This window comes from Candidatus Bathyarchaeota archaeon (genome assembly GCA_026014725.1).
Taxonomy (GTDB): Archaea; Thermoproteota; Bathyarchaeia; order Bathyarchaeales; family Bathycorpusculaceae; genus Bathycorpusculum.
The window spans coordinates 1-18,299 of sequence record JAOZHV010000011.1 but is presented as its reverse complement, the minus strand read 5'-3'; the positions used below and the strand labels follow the sequence as shown (position 1 = coordinate 18,299).

Below are 18,299 nucleotides of genomic sequence, written 5' to 3'. Positions count from 1 at the left end.
TTGAAACTACGAAAAAAGGAGATTAACAAGCAATTAAACATCCAGTCTACAATTATTAAATCAGAACAGGAAATACTATATTTGCCATCCACTGATTGGAAAGGTTGTGTCTATGTTAAAGGAATTAGTTGACAGCCATATGCGAAAAGTAGCTGGACTAAGGAAACATTGCAACAGGTGCCTCAGAACGGAAAGATGGAGCGGAAGCGTAGTTTTGATGGTTGTGGACGCAGCCTTCACATCAATCGGTCTGAACTACTTCACGGCGGTTGTTCCAAAGGTGGAAGAATTTCGCGAGAAATTTGTTGAAAACGGAAGCATAAGAAACCTGAAAGATTTGGCTAAAGCAGACATAGGCGCGCTGAGTTTGGTATGGAAAAACAAAAGGTCATGGGTTATCGCTAAAGACATTGCATCTTACCTATCAACCCTTAGCAACGATGACAAAACAGCGCTAAGAACTTGGGCAAGAAATGCTGAAATAGAAAAATGGGAAGAAAACCCAATCGGAAAGATTAGAGGAGTGGGCATAATTACATTTCAATACTTAAGAATGATGGGCGGTGTGGATACTGTGATGCCCGACAAGATTGTTAAGAGGGTAATAAACGAGATTTTGGAAAAGGCTGGCCATAAGCCAGTGGATGACGACATAGAGTTTGTGAGGAAAGTTGGAGAGATTGGTTTAGCAACCAGATACAAACCAATAGAGCTTTGCTGGATGACATGGCTTATACAGCCCGAGGGCAAACTAATAAGAATGGAAAAATATTCGAGTATTCTTTCGAAAATCTAGCACAGAAACATCTGCAACAAGTAAGGAAGACACATTTTTGCGGGAATCAAATCACCACTCAGAGTGGTGAAAAGATATTAAATATTCAACTCGTTCCACTTGGAAAAATGCATACGACCAGACCAGAAAAGAACGGTGATAAAGCTTTGGATGATTGGTCCAAGCTTTCCTTGGACCCGAAGAGAAAAGCCCTGATTTTTGTGATTCTTAAGTATCAGGAAATGTTGGGTGCTAAACTTACAATAGACAAATTGCGTTCTCTCTCAATTGAACACTTGGAAAAACTTTCTCACAATCTCAAAGAGAAAATCAAGAAACTCTGAAATACCCTTAAAATGTAAGACTAAAGACTTCGACCCCCATCGCTCTTAGAACAGTGAATTAAGTTCTGCAAGGCTTTTGATAATACGAGCTGGACTCGCTTTCCTTAATGTGTCTAGGTCGTGAAAACTACCTTTTTCACGGTATATTACCCAAGGAGTAATGCCAGCTAAACGTGCCGCTTGGCAATCTTCCCGCATATCTCCCACATAAATAACATTCATGCGAGGCGCAATGTTAAGCCCCTCCAAGGCAAGCATCAATCCATTAGGCTTAGGTTTCCAATTGTCAAATACAATTGCGTCGAAGAAATCGCGGATCTGGAACCTATTGAGGTTTTCTTCTACTTTGTCTTTTGGAGTCTGAGAGACAGCGCCAAGCTTGATTCCTCTGTGTGTTTTAAGCATTTTCAGAGCAGGTTTCACATCACCAAAAAGCCTAATAGAATCCCCATAGCTTGAATATCTAGCCTTCCAAAAGCTAATGGCGTCATCAATATTGGCGAACCCCTTCTCTTCGAGAAATTCCGTATAGGGAAGTTTGAACTCTTTTCTAAATTGATTAAGAGATGGCGGATTCTTCTTGCGGGTCTTGCGGAGGTCTACAAAACCTCTGTATACTGTTGGTAGATCGTTAAGGAGGGTACCGCTGAGATCAAAAAGAACAGCTTCTATGCTAGCGTGCACTGTTGATTGGAGATGACTTGGGATTTGTGATTGCACCATTTTAAATCGAGGCTCATTAATTGAATGTATGTCTAATACAGTCTAATATGCACGACACTGTTTTTAAACTCTGGTCATTAACAGCAGAAATTGTGCCTTTTCAAGCTCATTCAAACAAGACAAAACGGTAATTATACATTCTCAGGATATATCTTTCCATCCTGAGGGCAATTCCAGGGACATCTGGGTCTTTCTCGATAGAGTTGGTCTTTAAATCTTTTTTCGTACAACTAATGTATCTATTTAGTAAAGGATGTTGATGTGATTCATAGTTAAGAAATCAGCAATAGGCTATTTGGATATGGGACCGTTTTGGGAAGAACACAAGGACTTGCTTAGGGAGATTACATCCCTTAACCTACCATCTGGTTCTTCACTCAACTATTCTGATTCAGGTGCAGAATATGTAGAAGATGAGAACCGTTATCTTACATACGTAGTTGCTTTCAAACTGACTGGGAGCCCGAGTAAATTGAGATGTATAAACATGGAAGCTTCTTTTAATCCCCAGACATTAGAACTTGAACAAGAAATGATAAGATTCTCAGTTGGTACGATCGAATCGGGGTATGAAATAACGCTTAAGGGAGAGGAAGTTGACTTAAGACACAAGAAATGGTTAAGATCAATATTAGAGAGAGGCGATATTACGTCTCTGTTTCACAGAAAGGCTTATCCTTGACTTTTTTCAATAATATCAAATCTCGTTTGTCTAACATAATCCTCTGCATATCTTAACACGGCTTGACTTATCTCACGCCAAGTCTTTCTAGCTCTTTTCTTTGACCAGCGGAAAGCTTTCCTGAAAACGGCAATTAAGAAAGATGCGATATCATGAGTACATTCGCGTGGACGATCAACAAGGACCCACTTTTTATAAATTTTCTCATCTATCAGACTTGAAAGACCAAAGACATGGAATGGCTCATCAGCAAAATAACTTGCATAATCTACTGGACTTGGACGCCTTCCCCTGACTTTCTCCCAGATATTCAAGAATGTGGAATCATCGATTTCTGATCCCAGAAATTCCCTGTTGAAAAGCAGTACGTTTTTGAGACTCATCAAGTTCGACTCTTTAGCACCAACATACATAAAAAAAGTTTGTAGGTTTCTAGTTGCTTCTTCCTTACGCTCGAAAATAAATGAACCCCAATAATCACAAGAACCAGGATCGTCTGACTTCTTTGAGTCGAAGTCAAAAATTTCCCAAGGAAAAGGTGCCAACCACCACTCTTCAGGTTTCTCTTCCTCATATTCCAAATCTGGTTCTAAACGTCCAAACACGTTGGAAAGGTACCAACTGACAATTTTTCTAGAAGATTCAGGATTGCGGGAGACTGTTTTGTCTATTTCCATGATTGTCGTCGGATTCTCCAGTTTTCCATCATTTTCAGCATCCCAGAGTTCCCTCATAAGGGAAACTATGTCGCCATCAACTCTCTTTGCAGAAATCCGCACATTAATCTCGGTGTCTATATCAAACTCTTCTTTTGAATATGGTTGACCTGGAAGTCTAGGATTGAATGGGACGTGTTGACTGAGATCGTTGAAAAGCAGTTCTAGAATGCCTTCTTGGTAATACTTCCCATTTAAAAATGGAGCTGGCAAGTTTGATTTAATGGAGAAGTCTATTCTGCCTAGTTCTCCTTCGCCAAACCTGAACCAATACCTATTATGTGAGAAACCTTTTATTTGATTGACTGTTGATTCCTCCAATTCGTGCAGATATGCTCTTCCTGCTTCAGTTAGAAGATATTGGGCTGAACGACCTTTACCTGTAGGAACATGTTTTATCAATCCTTGAGATATTGCGCTCTTACGCGCTTTTACATAGGTGTGCCTTGACACTCTAAGCTGTTGCACCAAATAGGATATCAATCCATTTCCTGAAATTGGCTCCTTTTCAGAGATTGCCAACAAGAGCTTAACTAGAGGGGGCCATGGTTCGGATGACATAATTTCCCTAAAATTGCAGGCAATATTTATGCCTTTTCTCGTGAACTATATCGTGAGGCGATGAAAAGAATGTCTGAAATAGAACATAAAAAGAAAGGGAGGCTTGCAACGTGATAGACTTGATAATTCTGGCACTTTTCGCGCTGACAGGCGCAGGATGTGCTTGGGTTGCAAAAGAAGACGATTCGCCCACAGAAAAGATGAACACTTCAGAGCAAGAGTTCGTACAACCAAAATCTGGACTGAGCGTGGAAAAACATAGGGAATATGACGCAGGCAGAAGAACATTGACCGAGACCATGACAACCACCAAAGTTTTCCCCGATGTTGATCCAGAGGACTTGGAGGAGGTGTACTGATGTTCGACCCGAAATATCGCGCAACCTGCAGGGTTATCATTGATGGCAGAATAGACATTGAAGATGGCGAGTTTTATTTGACAGCGACAAAAACAAAGGAAGCCAGTTGCAACTGGTCAGGGAAGAGAACATCATTTGCAGATGACGTCATGTCCACAATAGTACGTACAACTGATATTAGGGAAAACGAGTTGACGCTGGCTCTTGCGCAGTATCAGGTGCAAAACAACAGCCTGAAAGAGCCAAGAATGTTCCCGATAGGTGAGAAGATTGAAAGGCGATAGACTGAGAAGGAAGGCAACCGCAGCAGTCTTAAGAATGGCGCCCGAAGAACGCGATCACATAGAGGTTTTCGGAGTATTGCCTGCGACGAATGAGCGACCAAACCCCATAGCCTATCATAAAACGTTTGAGAGGATTGAAAATCCACTGGGCGACCTCATAGTCAGGGAAACGGTACAGGTGCAGACAAAAATCAAAATAGGAGAAGCAAAAAAACATGCTTAGCGCAGTTTTCAAGGAAAAGATATCAAAACGTCTTCTCATCGAAGCAAACTGCAAATTCCTTCCCAACGGAGATGTGGAGGCTCAAATAGAGCTCTCCCGCTATTTTATAGACGTAGAATCAAAAACTGGTTTCTGGGCAAGACGAATCAACAACTCCGACCAAATAATACAAAGTCTTCAGCCCCAATCGGGCGGTGACTCAAACCTTGGTGATCTGGCAGGCGCATGCGCTCAGCTTGCTGTGGCGGGCGTTCAGCTTAGGGCGAACAATGGCGGGCAGACTCTAATAAGGTCCATGATTGATAACAAGGTCTCTAAATAGTTCTTTGAGCGGGAAGGCAATGACGGAAAATTCTGAAGATCTGGAATACATTGCATCTGTCAAGGAAAAACTATCTAAAATTAATCACGGCGTAGACCCACAGGTACTGAACCTATTGTATGCGGACTATCTGCAGGAGGATGATGCTGAAAGCAAAGAGGAGCAGAGGTCATTCATTGAAGAAATCTTGCGTTGGCATCTGCCAGACCTTGCACTGTCCAAGAAGCCACTGCTGTCTGCACCTTCACCAGAAGACTGCTGCGGAGACTTGATTGTTGGCACAGTCACCCAAGGCGAAGAGCAACTATGGGATTTCGCCATTCCGATGCAAGAACTGAACCAAGGCCACATTCTAGTGGCTTCCCGGTCTGGTCACGGCAAAACCACACTTTTAATGTCTTTTGTAAGACAGCTTCTTGATACTGATACCCCTTTTCTTATTACCGACTATAAGAGAGACTTTAGAAGCCTAACTGCGTTATATCCTCAGCTTGTTATCCTTTCAAGGAAAAACCTGAAGGTAAATATGCTGAAGGCTCCTCCAGGAGTGCCTATCGAGGAATGGAAGCAACTTTTCATGAACATTTTCGGCCATGTAGAAGGTGTGTGGTCAGGCTCGACACAGTTCCTTCTGCAATATCTGGATCGAGTCTATGCCGAGAAAGGAGAAAAGGCAACGATTAAGGATCTTCTCGAAAAACTGGAAACGGATGCTCCAAACCTTAGAAGGATGCAGGACTATTGGTCAGCGGTCTACACAAGAATCTATGGACTGCACAGCAAGCTAGGTTCTATGTTAGAATGCAGGGAAGGGTTGAACATAGAACAGTTGCTTACCCGACCTGTTGTTCTGGAACTTGATGGCTTCGGAGGCTACGAGGATCAGAATCTGCTAGTGCTTTTCTTTTTCTATTGGATCTATTCCTATAGAAAAGTCCACAGGCATAGAGGTCTGGCAAGGCACTGGATAATAATAGATGAAGCAAAGAGAGTTTTTCCCGCTTCTGAGCAGTACAGCTCAACCACACGCGAATATTCCCACATCGCTCCATCTGATCTGATAGTTGATGAAATAAGGGATTTTTCTGAGATACTATTAGCCGCAGACAATGAGGTGACAAAACTCAGCAATTCGATAATTTCGCAGTCATATGCAAAGATTGTGGGAAATGTTTCCGGAAGAGACCTCGACGTAATAGCCGAAGCAATGAATCTGAGCGACGATGAAAAAGAATGCGTTTCACAGCTTGAAAGAGGCGAGTGGATCGTAAAACTGGCCAGCAGATACACCAAACCATTCACAATCAAAACAGAGGACTTTCCAGTTGAAAAGAATGTTAGCGATGAAGAAGTTGAACAGCGAATGGAGCCATTGCTTTCAGACCTTGTTGCGAAACCTATGAACAATGAGATAGCTACAAAAGAAACAGAGGGTAGTGCTGCCTATCAAGATAACACGTCTCAAACTAATGCGCGCAAAATAACATTTCCAGCAATATCTGAAGATACTTGGGATCTCCTGCTAGACGTAAACAAGCATCCATTCAGAGGTCTTGCAGGCCGCTATGAATCTTTGAGCCTTTCTGGAAGAAGAGCAAGTTTTGCGAAGGCTGAGCTTATTGAGAAAGGGCTTGCAAGAGAGTTCAGTGTTGTACTCGGTAGTCATAGGCCGGTGAAGTTTCTAGTGCTGACAGATATGGCGATCAACTCGCTTGAAAGCGTCGGACATGACGTGAGGCTGTGGAAACACACACAGGGCAAATTCCAGCATCAGCTATACACGGTGTTGATAGCCTACACTTTCCGCAAAGCAGGCTTCCAGACCTACATTGAGAAGACTTTGAAGAACGGAAGAAGAGTTGATGTTCTCACCATTCTGAATGGCAAGAAAGTTGCTGTGGAAGTGGAAACAGGTGTAAGCATCAACATGGATGAAGAAATGAAGGCTCTTGAGGAAGTTGACGAGCTGATTGTGGTTACAGACGAACAGACAAATCTCCGAATGCTCAGAAACGCTGTAAAGAACAGCCTATCGGAAAAGGTGCAGGTATTCCACATTTCTGATTATCTTCGGCATCTCAAGACCCAATATAGGGCAGAGAACGGCGGAAGAAAGGCCAATAACTCTCACAACCCCAATCCTGATTCCAGCTCTGAAAATAAAGACGGAAACAAGGGGAAATAACCAAAATGGCAAAAGAAGAAGATACTAAGAAAACTGGCAGATACAGAAGAAGCTACATTCCATCAAGCTACATAGACTACTTGATAGACCTCTATCGGCGAAATCCCAACTTACTGCAACAGATGCGGCGAGGCTACAAGTCACGATTGAATTCTCCGAGCCGCAGACGCAATCCCGGCGCAAGTTCCACCTATAGATCAAGAACAGCCTACGCACCACGGATATATCACCAGCTAGAAACGGCAAACAAACTTGCACAAAAGCCAGCAACAAATCGAAGTAGCTATCAGCCTTGGCAAGAGCCCAGCAAAAACGTGCCACCAATAACACGAGTGCAACCTGATGTGGAACAGACTATCAAGAAGCTTGAAAAGCGATTAGAAAAGGTGCTGCAAGAGCAGGTGCATGAAAGCCTTGAAGCAGAACTCAATGAATTGAAGACCACACTGGCAGGCAAAGAAACGATTGAAGATATGCAACAGAAGGAAAAAGAGAATGCGCCTGAAATTGAGAAGCAAGAACAGGAAAACAAGAATGAGACTATGGACGGCGAGTCCGCAGAAAGTTCCCAAAAACATGCCAATGAAATCAACCCTGAGCCAAAACCGGAAGCATCAGAACCTGCAGAAAAACAAGAAACTGCGAAAAATGAAATGCAGAGCGAATTATCCGACATGGATGAGCTGTATAACGAAGAGGATGAGCTGGAATGGCTTAGGGAGGAAGTAGAAGATACTGACCTGAACGAAACAGTGGAAAATGCTGAAGTACCGACAATGGAAAAATCCCAAGTTATGGAGCAACCACTCAGCCCACTTGAAGCATTGGAGGCAGAGAGATTGGAAGCTATACAACAGCCCGAAATGCTGCCAAATTATTCTGCTCCGCTGGAATCGCCCCTCGAAATGGGACCAGAACAGGTGGAAGACCTGGAGCCGCTTCTCGACCAGATAGAACCCATTGGGACTGAGTTGATACAACCCATTGAAGCTGCTTCTATGCCCGGAATCCTTCCTGAGCTGATGCCTGAAAATATTGAAGGTGTAACCGAACCAACCGAGGCAACGGAGGGACAGGTTTATTGAAAGCCGTGTTGAAAGAACAGACGAAAGCCCGTATCAGAATCAACATGATAGTGGAAGGCGAACCGGCGACTTGGCTTAATGAATGGAAACATCGCGGACTCATCAGCAGTTACACGGACGCTGTAATCCAAGCGCTACGTGTATTAAACGACAAAGTAACAGAGCAAGACTTAAGGACAGCACAGTTAGGGAACATCAAACGGACTGAAGAATGGTGAGAATACTTAAAGCTGCCCCTTTGCCCTAAATATTTGTTATAACGATGTCACCCTTGGAATTGTAGGCGTAAGTTCGAACGCCGGAGTATGCAATTTTCTTAGAATCTAGAATTCTCTTTGCTTCTGCACCATATCCCTCTGGCACGTACAAATAGAACGTACTGCAAAGTGAAGAATACTCTTTCCACTGCTCTGTCTCCGCATCATTAACTGTGCTTTCTGTCTCAACTTCCCCAATCATTACAGCTACATTCTTTCCTGTGTCAACAACAACTATATCTGGATAAGCTGTTTCTTGATTCTTCTTGATTCCCTTGTTCTGCTCTCCATTTGGGTTGGTAAAAGTCTTCCAATCTGGATGGCTGCTATTTGGAAATGAAAACCTTTCCTTTGAAATATCTATAACAGCTTTGTCATGAGATTCTTCCTCTTCTTTCTTCCTGCTCATGCCTGAACCACCAATGTTAAGTGCTCTTTTCGTTCTTATAATATTTCACAAAATAATTGGGTATTCAGGAATTATAACTCAATCGTCTATGGAAGAGAGATTTAATTTTGCGAATCATCAATCGCCGTAATGCTAAAAGTAAAAGGGGAATTTAATCCCCTTCGAGTAGAGTTTCGATTGTCCTGCTTGCATTTCCCTTTGTTAGTCCTTCCAGATATGTAGCCGTTACCTGCAAGCCCTTTCTCTCTGCCAAATCCATTAGAAACCGCTTCTGCTTTTCGGTTGCCGGTTCCTCAGTATTGTCCATTTCTGTCACCTCCTTTGATGTGATTGCGCTGATATGTTGGTGAGAAGAGTCTGAGCCCGCTGTACTTCTGATGCATTGGTGTGATACTCTCCAACAGTCCGCAAAGCTTCCTACGGTGCTGTTCAATCTCTCTTATTTCCATTTGCCTCGTTCTTATCGTGGCTTCTACCATTTCATCAAGCAACCTTGCCCTGTACTTCTTGGGGCGCTCCGCCGTGCTTAGCTCAACAAATCCCTTTTCAATCAGATTCTCAAGAACATAATAGGCTTTGCTTTGCGGAACTGAAGCCTTCCTCGTTGCGATTCCGACCTTTGATTCTCCGATGGCTAAGAGTGTAAAGTACATCCTTGCCTCGTACATGGACAAGCCAAGTTCCCTCAGCATATCCACAACCTCCCCTTCCTTTCCGTTCAATACATGCATTCAATCACCTCTTCGAGATAATGACTGGAAGCCTGCCATCTTCTCTTAGCGAAGCGACCTCGGAGAGGGAAGAGAAGAATGAGCGGGCTGATTTAGAGCGAAGGGTAGAAGGGAAACCGCAGGTGTCACTTTTAAATTCTTTTCGTTTCAAAAAGACAATATGAACATTAGAGAATGCTACAAAGAACTATCTGCCTCCTTAATGACCATGATTGAAAACTGTGGTCACCTAACTGACTGGGAAGTCAGACAGGTCTTGTTAGGCAGAATGGGTGAATATTGTAACTTCTACGCTCTCTCAAGATTCAAGAGAGAGAAACTTAAACCATTTCTAGATGAATTTGAAAAATACTTCTCCAAATTACCCAGAATTAAATCCAAGAAGGTAAATTCATTTGCCGCTTTCGAGAAAGACATGAGATTACCGGTTGTAAAGAGGATATATGCCACTACAACCAAAGGTCTTGTTGAAGGAGCATTTCTGTGGTCGAATTATGAGCACCTTTACCAGCTCTGGAATAAAGCAGATAGGGATATTGCTACTATTATAACGTTCGCTTTGGTCTTCGGGACAGGCTATTCGGATGAATTAAACACCCTGAAAAATACTTTGAAGAATGCAGAAAAGCTAAATGGCATTATCACTGGTATGTTAGAAAATAGGAGCAAATATTTGGAATAGTTTTTTTCCGCTCCTATGAACCAGCACCTGTTAAAATTTTTATAGCGACTCTAATTACCTCCCCAATCATCTCCTCAGATATTGCACCAGCCGTAAATTTCAATGCACTGAAAAATCGCTTATCTTTCTTAGAAACTATGGACTCTATTTTGTCAAGTCTTTCGATTACTTCTTCTCTGTTCGGCTTCTCTTCAACTATTCTTTTCAATTCCTTTACAAGATTTTCTTCTTGAAGTTTATCTGCCTCAACTTTTCTGCTTATGAAGGTCATTACTGACAAACTTTTCTTGACTAGGGAAGAATCTTGATTCTGTTCTATGTTGACATTCTCAATAGATAAAAGTAATTTTATCGCGTTGTACACTAAGAAAAAGAAATCCTCCATTTTATCCTCAGGAATAAATTCCTCTTCGATAAGCTGAGGCCCACCATGAACTCTCGGTCCCCTGTATTTATTAATTCTTTCAATTTGATTAAGGTCAGAATCTGTGATCCCAAGAGGACAAAAACCATAATTTGCTTTCCAATACGGTATAATCTCCAAATACGTTCCAAGAGAAAATGATCTTTTTGGATCTTTGTGCAATGCTTTTTTCAATTCAGTTTCCCAATCTGGGCCAATCACCATCTCTCCATTCAACTTGATAAGGTTGTAAAGTTCTGTTTCAAGGGCTCTGGTTAGAGTTGTGAAGGAATAGGCTATATGAGTCTCTTTGCGAGTCACCATTCCGACCATAAGTTGCTTAATGGCGTCTTGGATTTTTCCCAGATTTCTATCTTCTTTGGCTTTTCCATAGTACGAGAAGTGAAGAAGCCGATACCTTGACATTAGAATGCTCTTCTCATTTTCGTTCATATTTCTCAAGGTTGCATGATATTCCGGGGGAAGGGATTCATAAATCTCCTTCAGTATTTTGTTTGCCCATCTTGATACATCTTCTGGTACTTCCTCAGAAATATGTAGCTTGTTCCAAAGCGCTATTTCTTGTTTTATGGGTTCGGCGATTAAGTGAGTAGAAGTGTCAACATTTCCTAAGGAATATAGTTCTTCTGTGAACGTATTAAGCTCATAATAGTCTTCAAAAAGGAGTTCAATGACTAATTCATAATCTATGATCTTTCCTTTTCCTTCGTACAATCCAGTAATATTTTCTCGGTACTCACTGTTCAGAATTCGATGTATGAAATGTCTAATGTCTCTTATGGTTGCGCCTCTTCTGAAAGTTATTCCCACTACAGCTTTAATCACGCCCGATTTTGTGTAATCTTCTAGAATGCCATATCCTACGAAAATCGACTGTTTAAGAAGTCTGATTTTTACGTCTAATGGTACAATAGTGGAAGCAGCATTGGATTGAAGTTTATCTACAGCCTCAATATCTTCCGAGTCCGGCGCTTTGAATTGTCGTGAAACTGTGAATCCCGAGTCCACATGAATGCAATCGGCTTGGAAATAGGAAACTCTGCAATATTTCTCCAGTTCTGTGAGCAACTCATCCAAGAATCCTGAAGAACAATATATCTTACATAGATAATCATCATGCCCATATAGCGAAAACCAGCTTCCCTCCAACTTTCGCTCCTCGATAAGGCTCCTAACCTTCTTATAGTCGTCAGCCGCAATGAAAATAAGAAAAGGATAAACACCTTTATCGACTAGCGCATTAGGATTCAAGATTCCAACACGTCGAAGAACACATGATTGTACAGTCTTAATGACGTTATCCCTTACAGTTTGCTCACCTATTGCAGGAAACTTGTCTTTGAGAGTCACCGTCAGCTCATCTTCAGTCGCTCTAGAATCAATTCTCAATTTAGTTAACACAATTTTAGCCAAATCACCGTTTTTCACGGCGTTTTCGACCCCCATTTTCTATAAGGTCATTGTGTATTTATTTTTTTGCGCTTATTAAAAATGAAGTTGGAAAAAGAGCGTAATAGTTACCCTCTTCGAAAAAGAAACTGGAGAATGAGCGGGCTGATTTAGAGCGAAGGGTAGAAGGGAAACATTAGTGTTCCTTTCCTAAAAATGGTAAAAGTAGATGTCTGAAATGATGTTCCGATGGGACCGAATGTTCAGGTCAGCATCTCTAGCAGTTTATTTTCTTAAATTATACTCTATATTTTTTGTTCGCATTATAGAGTCCATAGATTTAATACGTTGTTAGAATTGTAAAAGCAATTATTTCAACAATAGCTTTCTTCCTCACTTTACGTTATTAAATAGCAAAACTTTTAACTTTAACGTGCATTAGAATTTAGCGCATGTGGTAATTAATTTTCAGGATTACTTCATCAAGAATTGAATATTGCCCTGCCGCCTCCCTAAAATCTAGTTGCCGAAATCAGAATCACGATTACCATATTCGCGTATATCCTTAAGTCAAAGATTAATTGAAGGGTTGATCGTTGAAAAAAGCTCTGACAAAAATGGCGTCTGTTACGCTATTGTTCTTAATGCTTCTATCAGCGATTCCAGACGAAACGTTGCACCTAGGTAGAGCTGAGGGATCTTTGGTTGGTTCGGAACCTGTGATAAGTGCCATTGTATCAACCAAGACTGAATGGACTAAGTACTCTGGCAACCCTCTGAACAGTCTAGGAGCAGGTTGCGACAATCCTTGGGTTATATTCAATGATGGGACTTATGGAATGTGGCTCAGTAAATCGGACGGAATTTATTACTCCTCATCCGCTGACGGCATTAGCTGGATAGACCCTACTGAGGTATTGAAGCCAGGTGCAAGTGGCTCTTGGGAAACGATTGTGTATGAACCATGCGTGGTCTATGACGGCACTATTTACCGAATGTGGTATACTGGCAGCTATTCGGGCGTTAGCAAAATAGGCTATGCAACATCAAAGGATGGGACAAGTTGGGCGAAATATTCAGGAAATCCGGTTTTGGTTCCTGGCGGTAATGGCGGCTGGGACGACTGGAATTTGTGGGGACCTAATGTATACTTTGATGGCTCCTTATATCGAATGTGGTACACGGCTGAGCAATCTCGCGATGGAACTCGAAAAATAGGGATGGCAACATCAACAGACGGAGTTTTATGGGCTAAATATACAGGCAATCCTGTGATTACTCTAGGTACTGGTTGGGATAGCAGATTTGTGCACGCGGGACCTGTTGTAAAAGAAGGAACAAACTATAAGATGTGGTACACCGCAAGGGATGGAGGCGTTTGGAGAGTTGGGCTGGCCACATCATCAGACGGCATCATATGGCAAAAGAATGCGGGAAACCCAATATTCAATCCTGGTCCTGATGCGTGGGATGCACACAGCATTATAGATTCTTCGGTGGTACTTGTTGGAAACACCTACAATATGTGGTACATAGGCAGTGATGGATCCATACAAAAGGTAGGGCTGGCCTCCTCATCGCCATACATATCTCCAAAAGAAGAAGACTTGGAGGCCAGACGGATCCTGTATAAAAATTACGCCAAAGCCCTAGACGGAAATTACTGGGTAGAAGAAGGTATTAACAGTCTTTTAATGTTCGGAGAAGACTTCATAGACAGCTATGCAAATCCGTTCAAGATTTTGAAAAGAGTTGCTACTAAGCTTGCCATCGGCGACTATAATTCGGCGGAGCTTATCGCCAAAGAAGTGGGTGCCTTAGTCTCCACCACAACCCTTCAAAGTCTTTCATTCACGATTAATTGGGCATACTCTCTTACTGATGCCCCTCATGGCTATTACGGAAGAATAACGAATCCCTCAAGACAAATTGAGGATATCTTATCTTTGATTGAGGGCAATAACTACGTGGAAGCTAGAAGTAAAATTACAGACTTGATAAACTACCTAAGGATTGCCAAAGCCCAAGTAGACAACACGCCCCAACTCGTCAATGTTAAGCAGACCTCCAAGGCCATATTCGAAAGCACAATTTATTTTCTCCAAGCTGAATTTCAGTCCCTAATTGACTCGGGAATATCTGTCACGCTACAGGAAAACCAACACAAGCTATATTTGAACGTCTATGACTCTCAAGGTAGGCATGTTGGGTTTAATCCCGATCTGAATCAAGCTGAAGTGAGCATACCAGATGCCAGCTACCTTGATTTGAACCAGACAACCCTAATAATCCTGCCCAACTTATTGACTAACTTCACCTGTGTGGTAGATGCATGTCAGTCATCATATCAGACAGAGAGCTATAACATTACTTTTGCCAACCACAAAACGGGGAGAGCCGTTTATGAACAAACCGAGTTTGGAATTATCAAAAAGGGAGAAAAAGACAGTTACTTTATCAAATTGTCTACTGGGAGTGACGAGATTCAGATTAATGAGAAAACTTCAGCTCTGGAATTCTGGTATTTGCTTATCATCACTGTGGTATTGACCGTCCCAATCAGCGCCTACCTTCTGTTAAGGAGAAAATCAAAACCAGATACAAAAGCACATGAAAGTGCATAATATGCTGCTAGCAACACAAAGATATTTGGCAATGGCGTATCGCCGAGATAATTTGGATCAACAAGTCCCAGAGAAGAGATAGTGATTGCTTGTCTAACATTCCATAAAGTGTCCAACGCCTTAGACGCTTTCTTTGCATAATAATCGCAGCTTGCTTGAGCTTCTGATAGGCTTTCGTTAATAAGGGTTTTATTGAGCGCAGAACCGCTGTGGATAACCTCGAATGCACATTCTCTGGCGGAATGAACATAACTAATCATGCAGCTTGCGGTTGCAGCCATACTGGACTCGCATATTGAAAAAACTAAAAAATAACTTAGTGTCAGGCATGTTAAGACCAGTAGCAGAAAAACGATTACCTTGCTCTTGTCAGGCTTGAAGATTTCTTTTACATTTCTCCAATCCACTTAATCACTTTAATGAGTCTCTTTTCTGAGAATTAATATCTAATCATTCTCGAGCATTTTCTCAAATTCGTAGATGTCTTCATTCTTATTAATCATGTTACCAATTATTTTCCCACTTTTTTCTGGTTCTTCCCATATTGCTCTCAGAGTCTCCCGTACTTCTTTTTCATCCTTTGCTATTTTGCATATCTTCTGAACAGTAACTTCCTTTGGAATACCTCTTTCGCGTAGCTTCTCGTTGAAGTCTGCTGCCTTTAGGAGCTGTACATTCATTCTCGCTGCATACGATGACAGGTTAATCTCGGTATTATCCTTCAGTCTTACCTTCTCTTTTGGGTCAAACGCAGAGCCTGAAAACACGCCAACAATTCCCTGCTTAATCTGCCTACCATCTGGAGTATCCGCACCGAACTCCTTGCTCCATGCCAAGACATTGAAAAAGTCGTCCACGTCCTTTTTTCTCACAAGACCCCACTTACACTCAAGTACATACGTACTGGGCTTCAACAGCGGGCCTGGTGTAACTTCCCACACTCTGTCTACTTCAGCGTTGTATTTCCTCCCTCCTACTGGTTTAATCAGATGAATGGTTATCCTTCTTGGCTCCATTGTTCCGTTGCGGTGATCCTGCGTCCAGAATCTGGCGCCCGTAGTAAGGCTGTCGATAAAGTATTCAACCACGGCTTCCCAATTATGCCCTATACGGTTTGCCCTGCCCTTAGCTATACGTATGTAATTTTCCTTCAGAGCTATAGCTGCCTTCAGTTCTTTCTCAGGCATCGAGTCGTGATAATAGTATCTAAAATTGCCAAAAATCTTGACTTCTTTAAGGTCTGGATAGAGCTGCAGTGCGCGGCTGATCGCCCCTTCCGCTTCATACTCTGAACAGTTAAGTCTATTCTGCAGGAATTCAAAGCTGGTCAAATCACGAAGCTTTGTCGCTTCAATTATCTGGTCGCGGATTATGTGTATCCTTTCAATTATCGGATTGGTTGCGGACTTTTCTGACAGCGCTAAATCCGTTCTCTGTACAGCCTCTTCAAGCGCCTGCTCTCTGGGCTTGGTTGAGTCAATCCATGTCAGCAGGTAGCCTTCTTTGAACGGACTCTGCCTGTCATGCGTCCTATAGCCGCGGACATAGACTAAGCCCTTGCGCTCAAATCTTCTTGCGTGCGTCATCACATCTCTAGGCTTAATCCCTTTGTCTTTGAGTGCCTCAGCAATTTCCTTGGAATAGAAAGCTCTACCCAAATTCTTTTCCAGAAAGCTTAGAATGATCTTTGCCTTGCTTATCTTTTCAACCTTGAGTTGCGTCTTAAACTTTACAAATTCCAGCCCTTGAACCCTGAAAGAGCCCGCGTCTTTCGGTTTGAGAATATAAGAATGATACCTTTTCAAATGCGTGCTAACGCCAGCCCTGCCCTTGAAGACGCGGTCAGGCTCCATAGCAGGCTTTTCCGTTCTCAGAACATAGCCATCTCTCCACAGCCTTTGAAGCGAGTTGCCTGCAGCCTTGCTACTTATTCCTGTCTCCTTTGTAAGCTGCCTGAGAGTCCTTGGACTACCATTACTCAAAGCCTTTAAAAGTTTCTTCTGCGTCTCGCCCAAGCCGGCCAAGGCGATCCACCCCAGAGAATAACCGCAACCGCATATTTAAGTAGCGTGGTTTCGAACGGAGAAGCGAAATAGGAGGAATGTGCAGAAATGAAATATTATTAATATCGATGTAATAGCCAAATAAGCTATGAATTAGGCTCATTTCAGTGGAAATAGGTAGTAGCCCGGGAGAGATTCGAACTCTCGTCAATGGCTCCAAAGGCCACTATGCTTGCCACTACACCACCGGGCTCCTTGCGGCTATTGGCTTTGATGTCTCAAGTTCAGAGTTTTATGAATTCCCCTTTTGCCTAATAAGCATTCTTGCATTGGGCAAGCCGTGTAGGCATTGTTGCCGTTTTCGGGCAACTGCAAGTTTCATGGAGTTAAATGTGAGAAGGCTGCTTTTGGCGACGGGAGTTTCAGCAAATTAATTATGCATGTTGCCGCAATACTGTGCAGTTGGGTTGGAAGTTGCGTCACAGCGGTGGCGATTCCCAGCAGAATAGCGAGCGACAGCGGGTCTTCAAAGTTTTCAGGCTTTTTTCTCCGTTGCTGGTTTGCGTTTTTCTTCTTGCCGCGCTGTCCGCTTTTCTCCTGCTTCAGGGCGACATGAACGATTGGGTAGCGTTCATGGGAGGCGAGGCTTCCAGGGGGCTTTTCGCAGTGTACTGCACGGTTGGCGTTGCTGGAATCAGCGCCGTAGCGTTGTTGAAGAAGGAGTTAAGAGTTTTGGATGCGCCGAGCAGGGTTTTTGCCGCTTCGTTTCTGGTGACCATCAGTGTGGGTTGCGGTGTCTTCACGTATCTTAATTTCTCCGCCACGCAAGCGCATTATGAGTGGATGCATGACGGAGTGGTTTACCAGCAAATGGGTGTGTCGTTTCTTCAACACGGCGAATTCATCGTTGACGGCAACTACTCTCGGCATCTGGGTCCGGTTTACCCCATGTATTTGTCGCTGTTTTACGCTTTTTTGCCTGTTCACTTGGGAACTCAAGTAGCCGTGGAAGTCATCTTTACCTTGTCGGTTGTGGCTGTTTTTGTGGTCACTAGGAAACTCTACGGCGTTTCGCCAGCGCTTTTGACGACGGCGTTAGTGGCGACTTTTCCGTCTTACGTTTTTTCTGTTTCGCGCAACTATTCGGAGCCGCTTGTGCTGATTATGTATACGCTGACGGTTTACTTCATAATCGAAAGTTTGAAGCCTGAAAAAGCAGACAGGATAATTCTTGCAGGCTTATGCGCGGGAATCGGTTTTCTTACAAAATCGGGCATCGGCTACTTCTTTCTAATCACAGGCGTCGCTGGTTTCCTTTGGCGGTTTTATTATATGAAATGGCAGGTTTTCAAAAACAGGAACTACATGGTCGCCGTCGCTGTTTTTCTAACCATAGTGTCGGCGTGGATTGCCAGAAACTTATTCTTGTTCTGGGATGGCACGTTTGCGAATTTTTTTGTCGCGTCGCAGTCCAGTGATTACTTTTACACGGCTATGATTCATTCTTTCACCAAGGATTTC

The 18,299-nt window shown here is 42.7% G+C and carries 21 protein-coding genes and 1 tRNA gene; 13 read left to right on the top strand and 9 right to left on the bottom strand.

The genetic code is table 11. The annotated features are described in order from the left end of the window. Window positions 1-112 precede the first annotated feature (112 nt). Together NWE95_01845 and NWE95_01840 are read left to right on the top strand one after the other, a co-directional pair. On the top strand, window positions 113-796 hold the full coding sequence (locus tag NWE95_01845; GenBank protein MCW4002642.1) for a hypothetical protein: 684 nt from the start codon (window positions 113-115) through the stop codon (window positions 794-796). Then, window positions 727-1,119 carry a hypothetical protein gene (locus NWE95_01840; protein ID MCW4002641.1) on the top strand — a complete coding sequence of 131 codons (393 nt, stop codon included), beginning with the start codon at window positions 727-729 and terminating at the stop codon, window positions 1,117-1,119. Before NWE95_01845 ends, NWE95_01840 begins: the two co-directional genes overlap by 70 nt. Window positions 1,120-1,164: 45 nt before the next feature. Here NWE95_01840 and NWE95_01835 read toward each other — a convergent pair whose 3' ends face one another. After that, on the bottom strand, window positions 1,165-1,842 hold the full coding sequence (locus NWE95_01835; GenBank protein MCW4002640.1) for an HAD family hydrolase: 678 nt from the start codon (window positions 1,840-1,842) through the stop codon (window positions 1,165-1,167). A 301-nt stretch (window positions 1,843-2,143) separates the two neighbouring features. Between NWE95_01835 and NWE95_01830 the strand changes: the two genes are divergently transcribed. Beyond that, window positions 2,144-2,524, top strand: coding sequence for a hypothetical protein (locus tag NWE95_01830; protein MCW4002639.1), 381 nt, complete (start codon window positions 2,144-2,146; stop codon window positions 2,522-2,524). Here NWE95_01830 and NWE95_01825 read toward each other — a convergent pair. After that, window positions 2,515-3,801, bottom strand: a complete 1,287-nt coding sequence (locus NWE95_01825) for a hypothetical protein (protein ID MCW4002638.1) — start codon at window positions 3,799-3,801, stop codon at window positions 2,515-2,517. The two genes, NWE95_01830 and NWE95_01825, sit on opposite strands and share 10 nt — an antisense overlap. 110 nt (window positions 3,802-3,911) lie before the next feature. On the opposite strand from NWE95_01825, the gene NWE95_01820 reads away from it, so the two are divergent. The 7 genes from NWE95_01820 to NWE95_01790 are packed head-to-tail and all read left to right on the top strand — an operon-like array spanning window position 3,912 to window position 8,477. After that, entirely contained in the window at window positions 3,912-4,160 is a 249-nt protein-coding gene (locus tag NWE95_01820) for a hypothetical protein (protein ID MCW4002637.1), read from the top strand. Next, window positions 4,160-4,444, top strand: a complete 285-nt coding sequence (locus tag NWE95_01815; protein ID MCW4002636.1) for a hypothetical protein — start codon at window positions 4,160-4,162, stop codon at window positions 4,442-4,444. The genes NWE95_01820 and NWE95_01815 overlap by 1 nt, the downstream gene beginning before the upstream one ends. Then, window positions 4,431-4,667, top strand: a complete 237-nt coding sequence (locus tag NWE95_01810) for a hypothetical protein (GenBank protein ID MCW4002635.1) — start codon at window positions 4,431-4,433, stop codon at window positions 4,665-4,667. The genes NWE95_01815 and NWE95_01810 overlap by 14 nt, the downstream gene beginning before the upstream one ends. Then, a complete protein-coding gene (locus tag NWE95_01805; protein ID MCW4002634.1) occupies window positions 4,660-4,989 on the top strand; it encodes a hypothetical protein in 330 nt (109 codons plus the stop codon). The genes NWE95_01810 and NWE95_01805 overlap by 8 nt, the downstream gene beginning before the upstream one ends. Before the next feature lie 19 nt (window positions 4,990-5,008). Further along, window positions 5,009-7,174, top strand: a complete 2,166-nt coding sequence (locus NWE95_01800) for a DUF87 domain-containing protein (protein MCW4002633.1) — start codon at window positions 5,009-5,011, stop codon at window positions 7,172-7,174. A 5-nt stretch (window positions 7,175-7,179) separates the two neighbouring features. Beyond that, complete coding sequence (locus tag NWE95_01795) at window positions 7,180-8,259, top strand: hypothetical protein (protein MCW4002632.1); 1,080 nt, start codon at window positions 7,180-7,182, stop codon at window positions 8,257-8,259. Continuing rightward, window positions 8,256-8,477 carry a hypothetical protein gene (locus NWE95_01790; GenBank protein ID MCW4002631.1) on the top strand — a complete coding sequence of 74 codons (222 nt, stop codon included), beginning with the start codon at window positions 8,256-8,258 and terminating at the stop codon, window positions 8,475-8,477. The genes NWE95_01795 and NWE95_01790 overlap by 4 nt, the downstream gene beginning before the upstream one ends. A 25-nt stretch (window positions 8,478-8,502) precedes the next feature. Here the strand turns inward: NWE95_01790 and NWE95_01785 are convergent, their stop codons facing one another. From NWE95_01785 to NWE95_01775, 3 genes are all read right to left on the bottom strand, one after another. After that, the gene (locus NWE95_01785) at window positions 8,503-8,925 is read right to left on the bottom strand and encodes a hypothetical protein (GenBank protein MCW4002630.1); all 423 of its coding nucleotides are present in this window, start codon (window positions 8,923-8,925) and stop codon (window positions 8,503-8,505) included. Window positions 8,926-9,076: 151 nt separating this feature from the next. Beyond that, entirely contained in the window at window positions 9,077-9,232 is a 156-nt protein-coding gene (locus tag NWE95_01780; GenBank protein ID MCW4002629.1) for a DUF3072 domain-containing protein, read from the bottom strand. Beyond that, window positions 9,219-9,617, bottom strand: coding sequence for a hypothetical protein (locus NWE95_01775; protein ID MCW4002628.1), 399 nt, complete (start codon window positions 9,615-9,617; stop codon window positions 9,219-9,221). The genes NWE95_01780 and NWE95_01775 overlap by 14 nt, the downstream gene beginning before the upstream one ends. Window positions 9,618-9,816: 199 nt before the next feature. Between NWE95_01775 and NWE95_01770 the strand changes: the two genes are divergently transcribed. Further along, on the top strand, window positions 9,817-10,338 hold the full coding sequence (locus NWE95_01770) for a hypothetical protein (protein ID MCW4002627.1): 522 nt from the start codon (window positions 9,817-9,819) through the stop codon (window positions 10,336-10,338). A gap of 13 nt (window positions 10,339-10,351) precedes the next feature. Here NWE95_01770 and NWE95_01765 read toward each other — a convergent pair whose 3' ends face one another. Next, a complete protein-coding gene (locus NWE95_01765; protein MCW4002626.1) occupies window positions 10,352-12,190 on the bottom strand; it encodes a hypothetical protein in 1,839 nt (612 codons plus the stop codon). Window positions 12,191-12,747: 557 nt separating this feature from the next. On the opposite strand from NWE95_01765, the gene NWE95_01760 reads away from it, so the two are divergent. Continuing rightward, on the top strand, window positions 12,748-14,775 hold the full coding sequence (locus NWE95_01760; GenBank protein MCW4002625.1) for a hypothetical protein: 2,028 nt from the start codon (window positions 12,748-12,750) through the stop codon (window positions 14,773-14,775). On the opposite strand, the gene NWE95_01755 is transcribed toward NWE95_01760, so the two are convergent. The 3 genes from NWE95_01755 to NWE95_01745 all read right to left on the bottom strand — a co-directional run bounded on the left by NWE95_01755 (window position 14,718) and on the right by NWE95_01745 (window position 17,031). Next, window positions 14,718-15,182 carry a hypothetical protein gene (locus tag NWE95_01755; protein MCW4002624.1) on the bottom strand — a complete coding sequence of 155 codons (465 nt, stop codon included), beginning with the start codon at window positions 15,180-15,182 and terminating at the stop codon, window positions 14,718-14,720. The two genes, NWE95_01760 and NWE95_01755, sit on opposite strands and share 58 nt — an antisense overlap. A 39-nt stretch (window positions 15,183-15,221) precedes the next feature. Next, window positions 15,222-16,799 (bottom strand): winged helix-turn-helix domain-containing protein, encoded by a 1,578-nt coding sequence (locus NWE95_01750; GenBank protein MCW4002623.1) that lies wholly within the window; start codon window positions 16,797-16,799, stop codon window positions 15,222-15,224. 160 nt (window positions 16,800-16,959) lie between these two features. Next, window positions 16,960-17,031 (bottom strand) — tRNA-Gln (locus tag NWE95_01745). A 203-nt stretch (window positions 17,032-17,234) separates the two neighbouring features. Here NWE95_01745 and NWE95_01740 point away from each other — a divergent pair. Next, window positions 17,235-18,299: glycosyltransferase family 39 protein (locus NWE95_01740; GenBank protein ID MCW4002622.1), on the top strand; the 1,065-nt coding region annotated here is incomplete at its 3' end.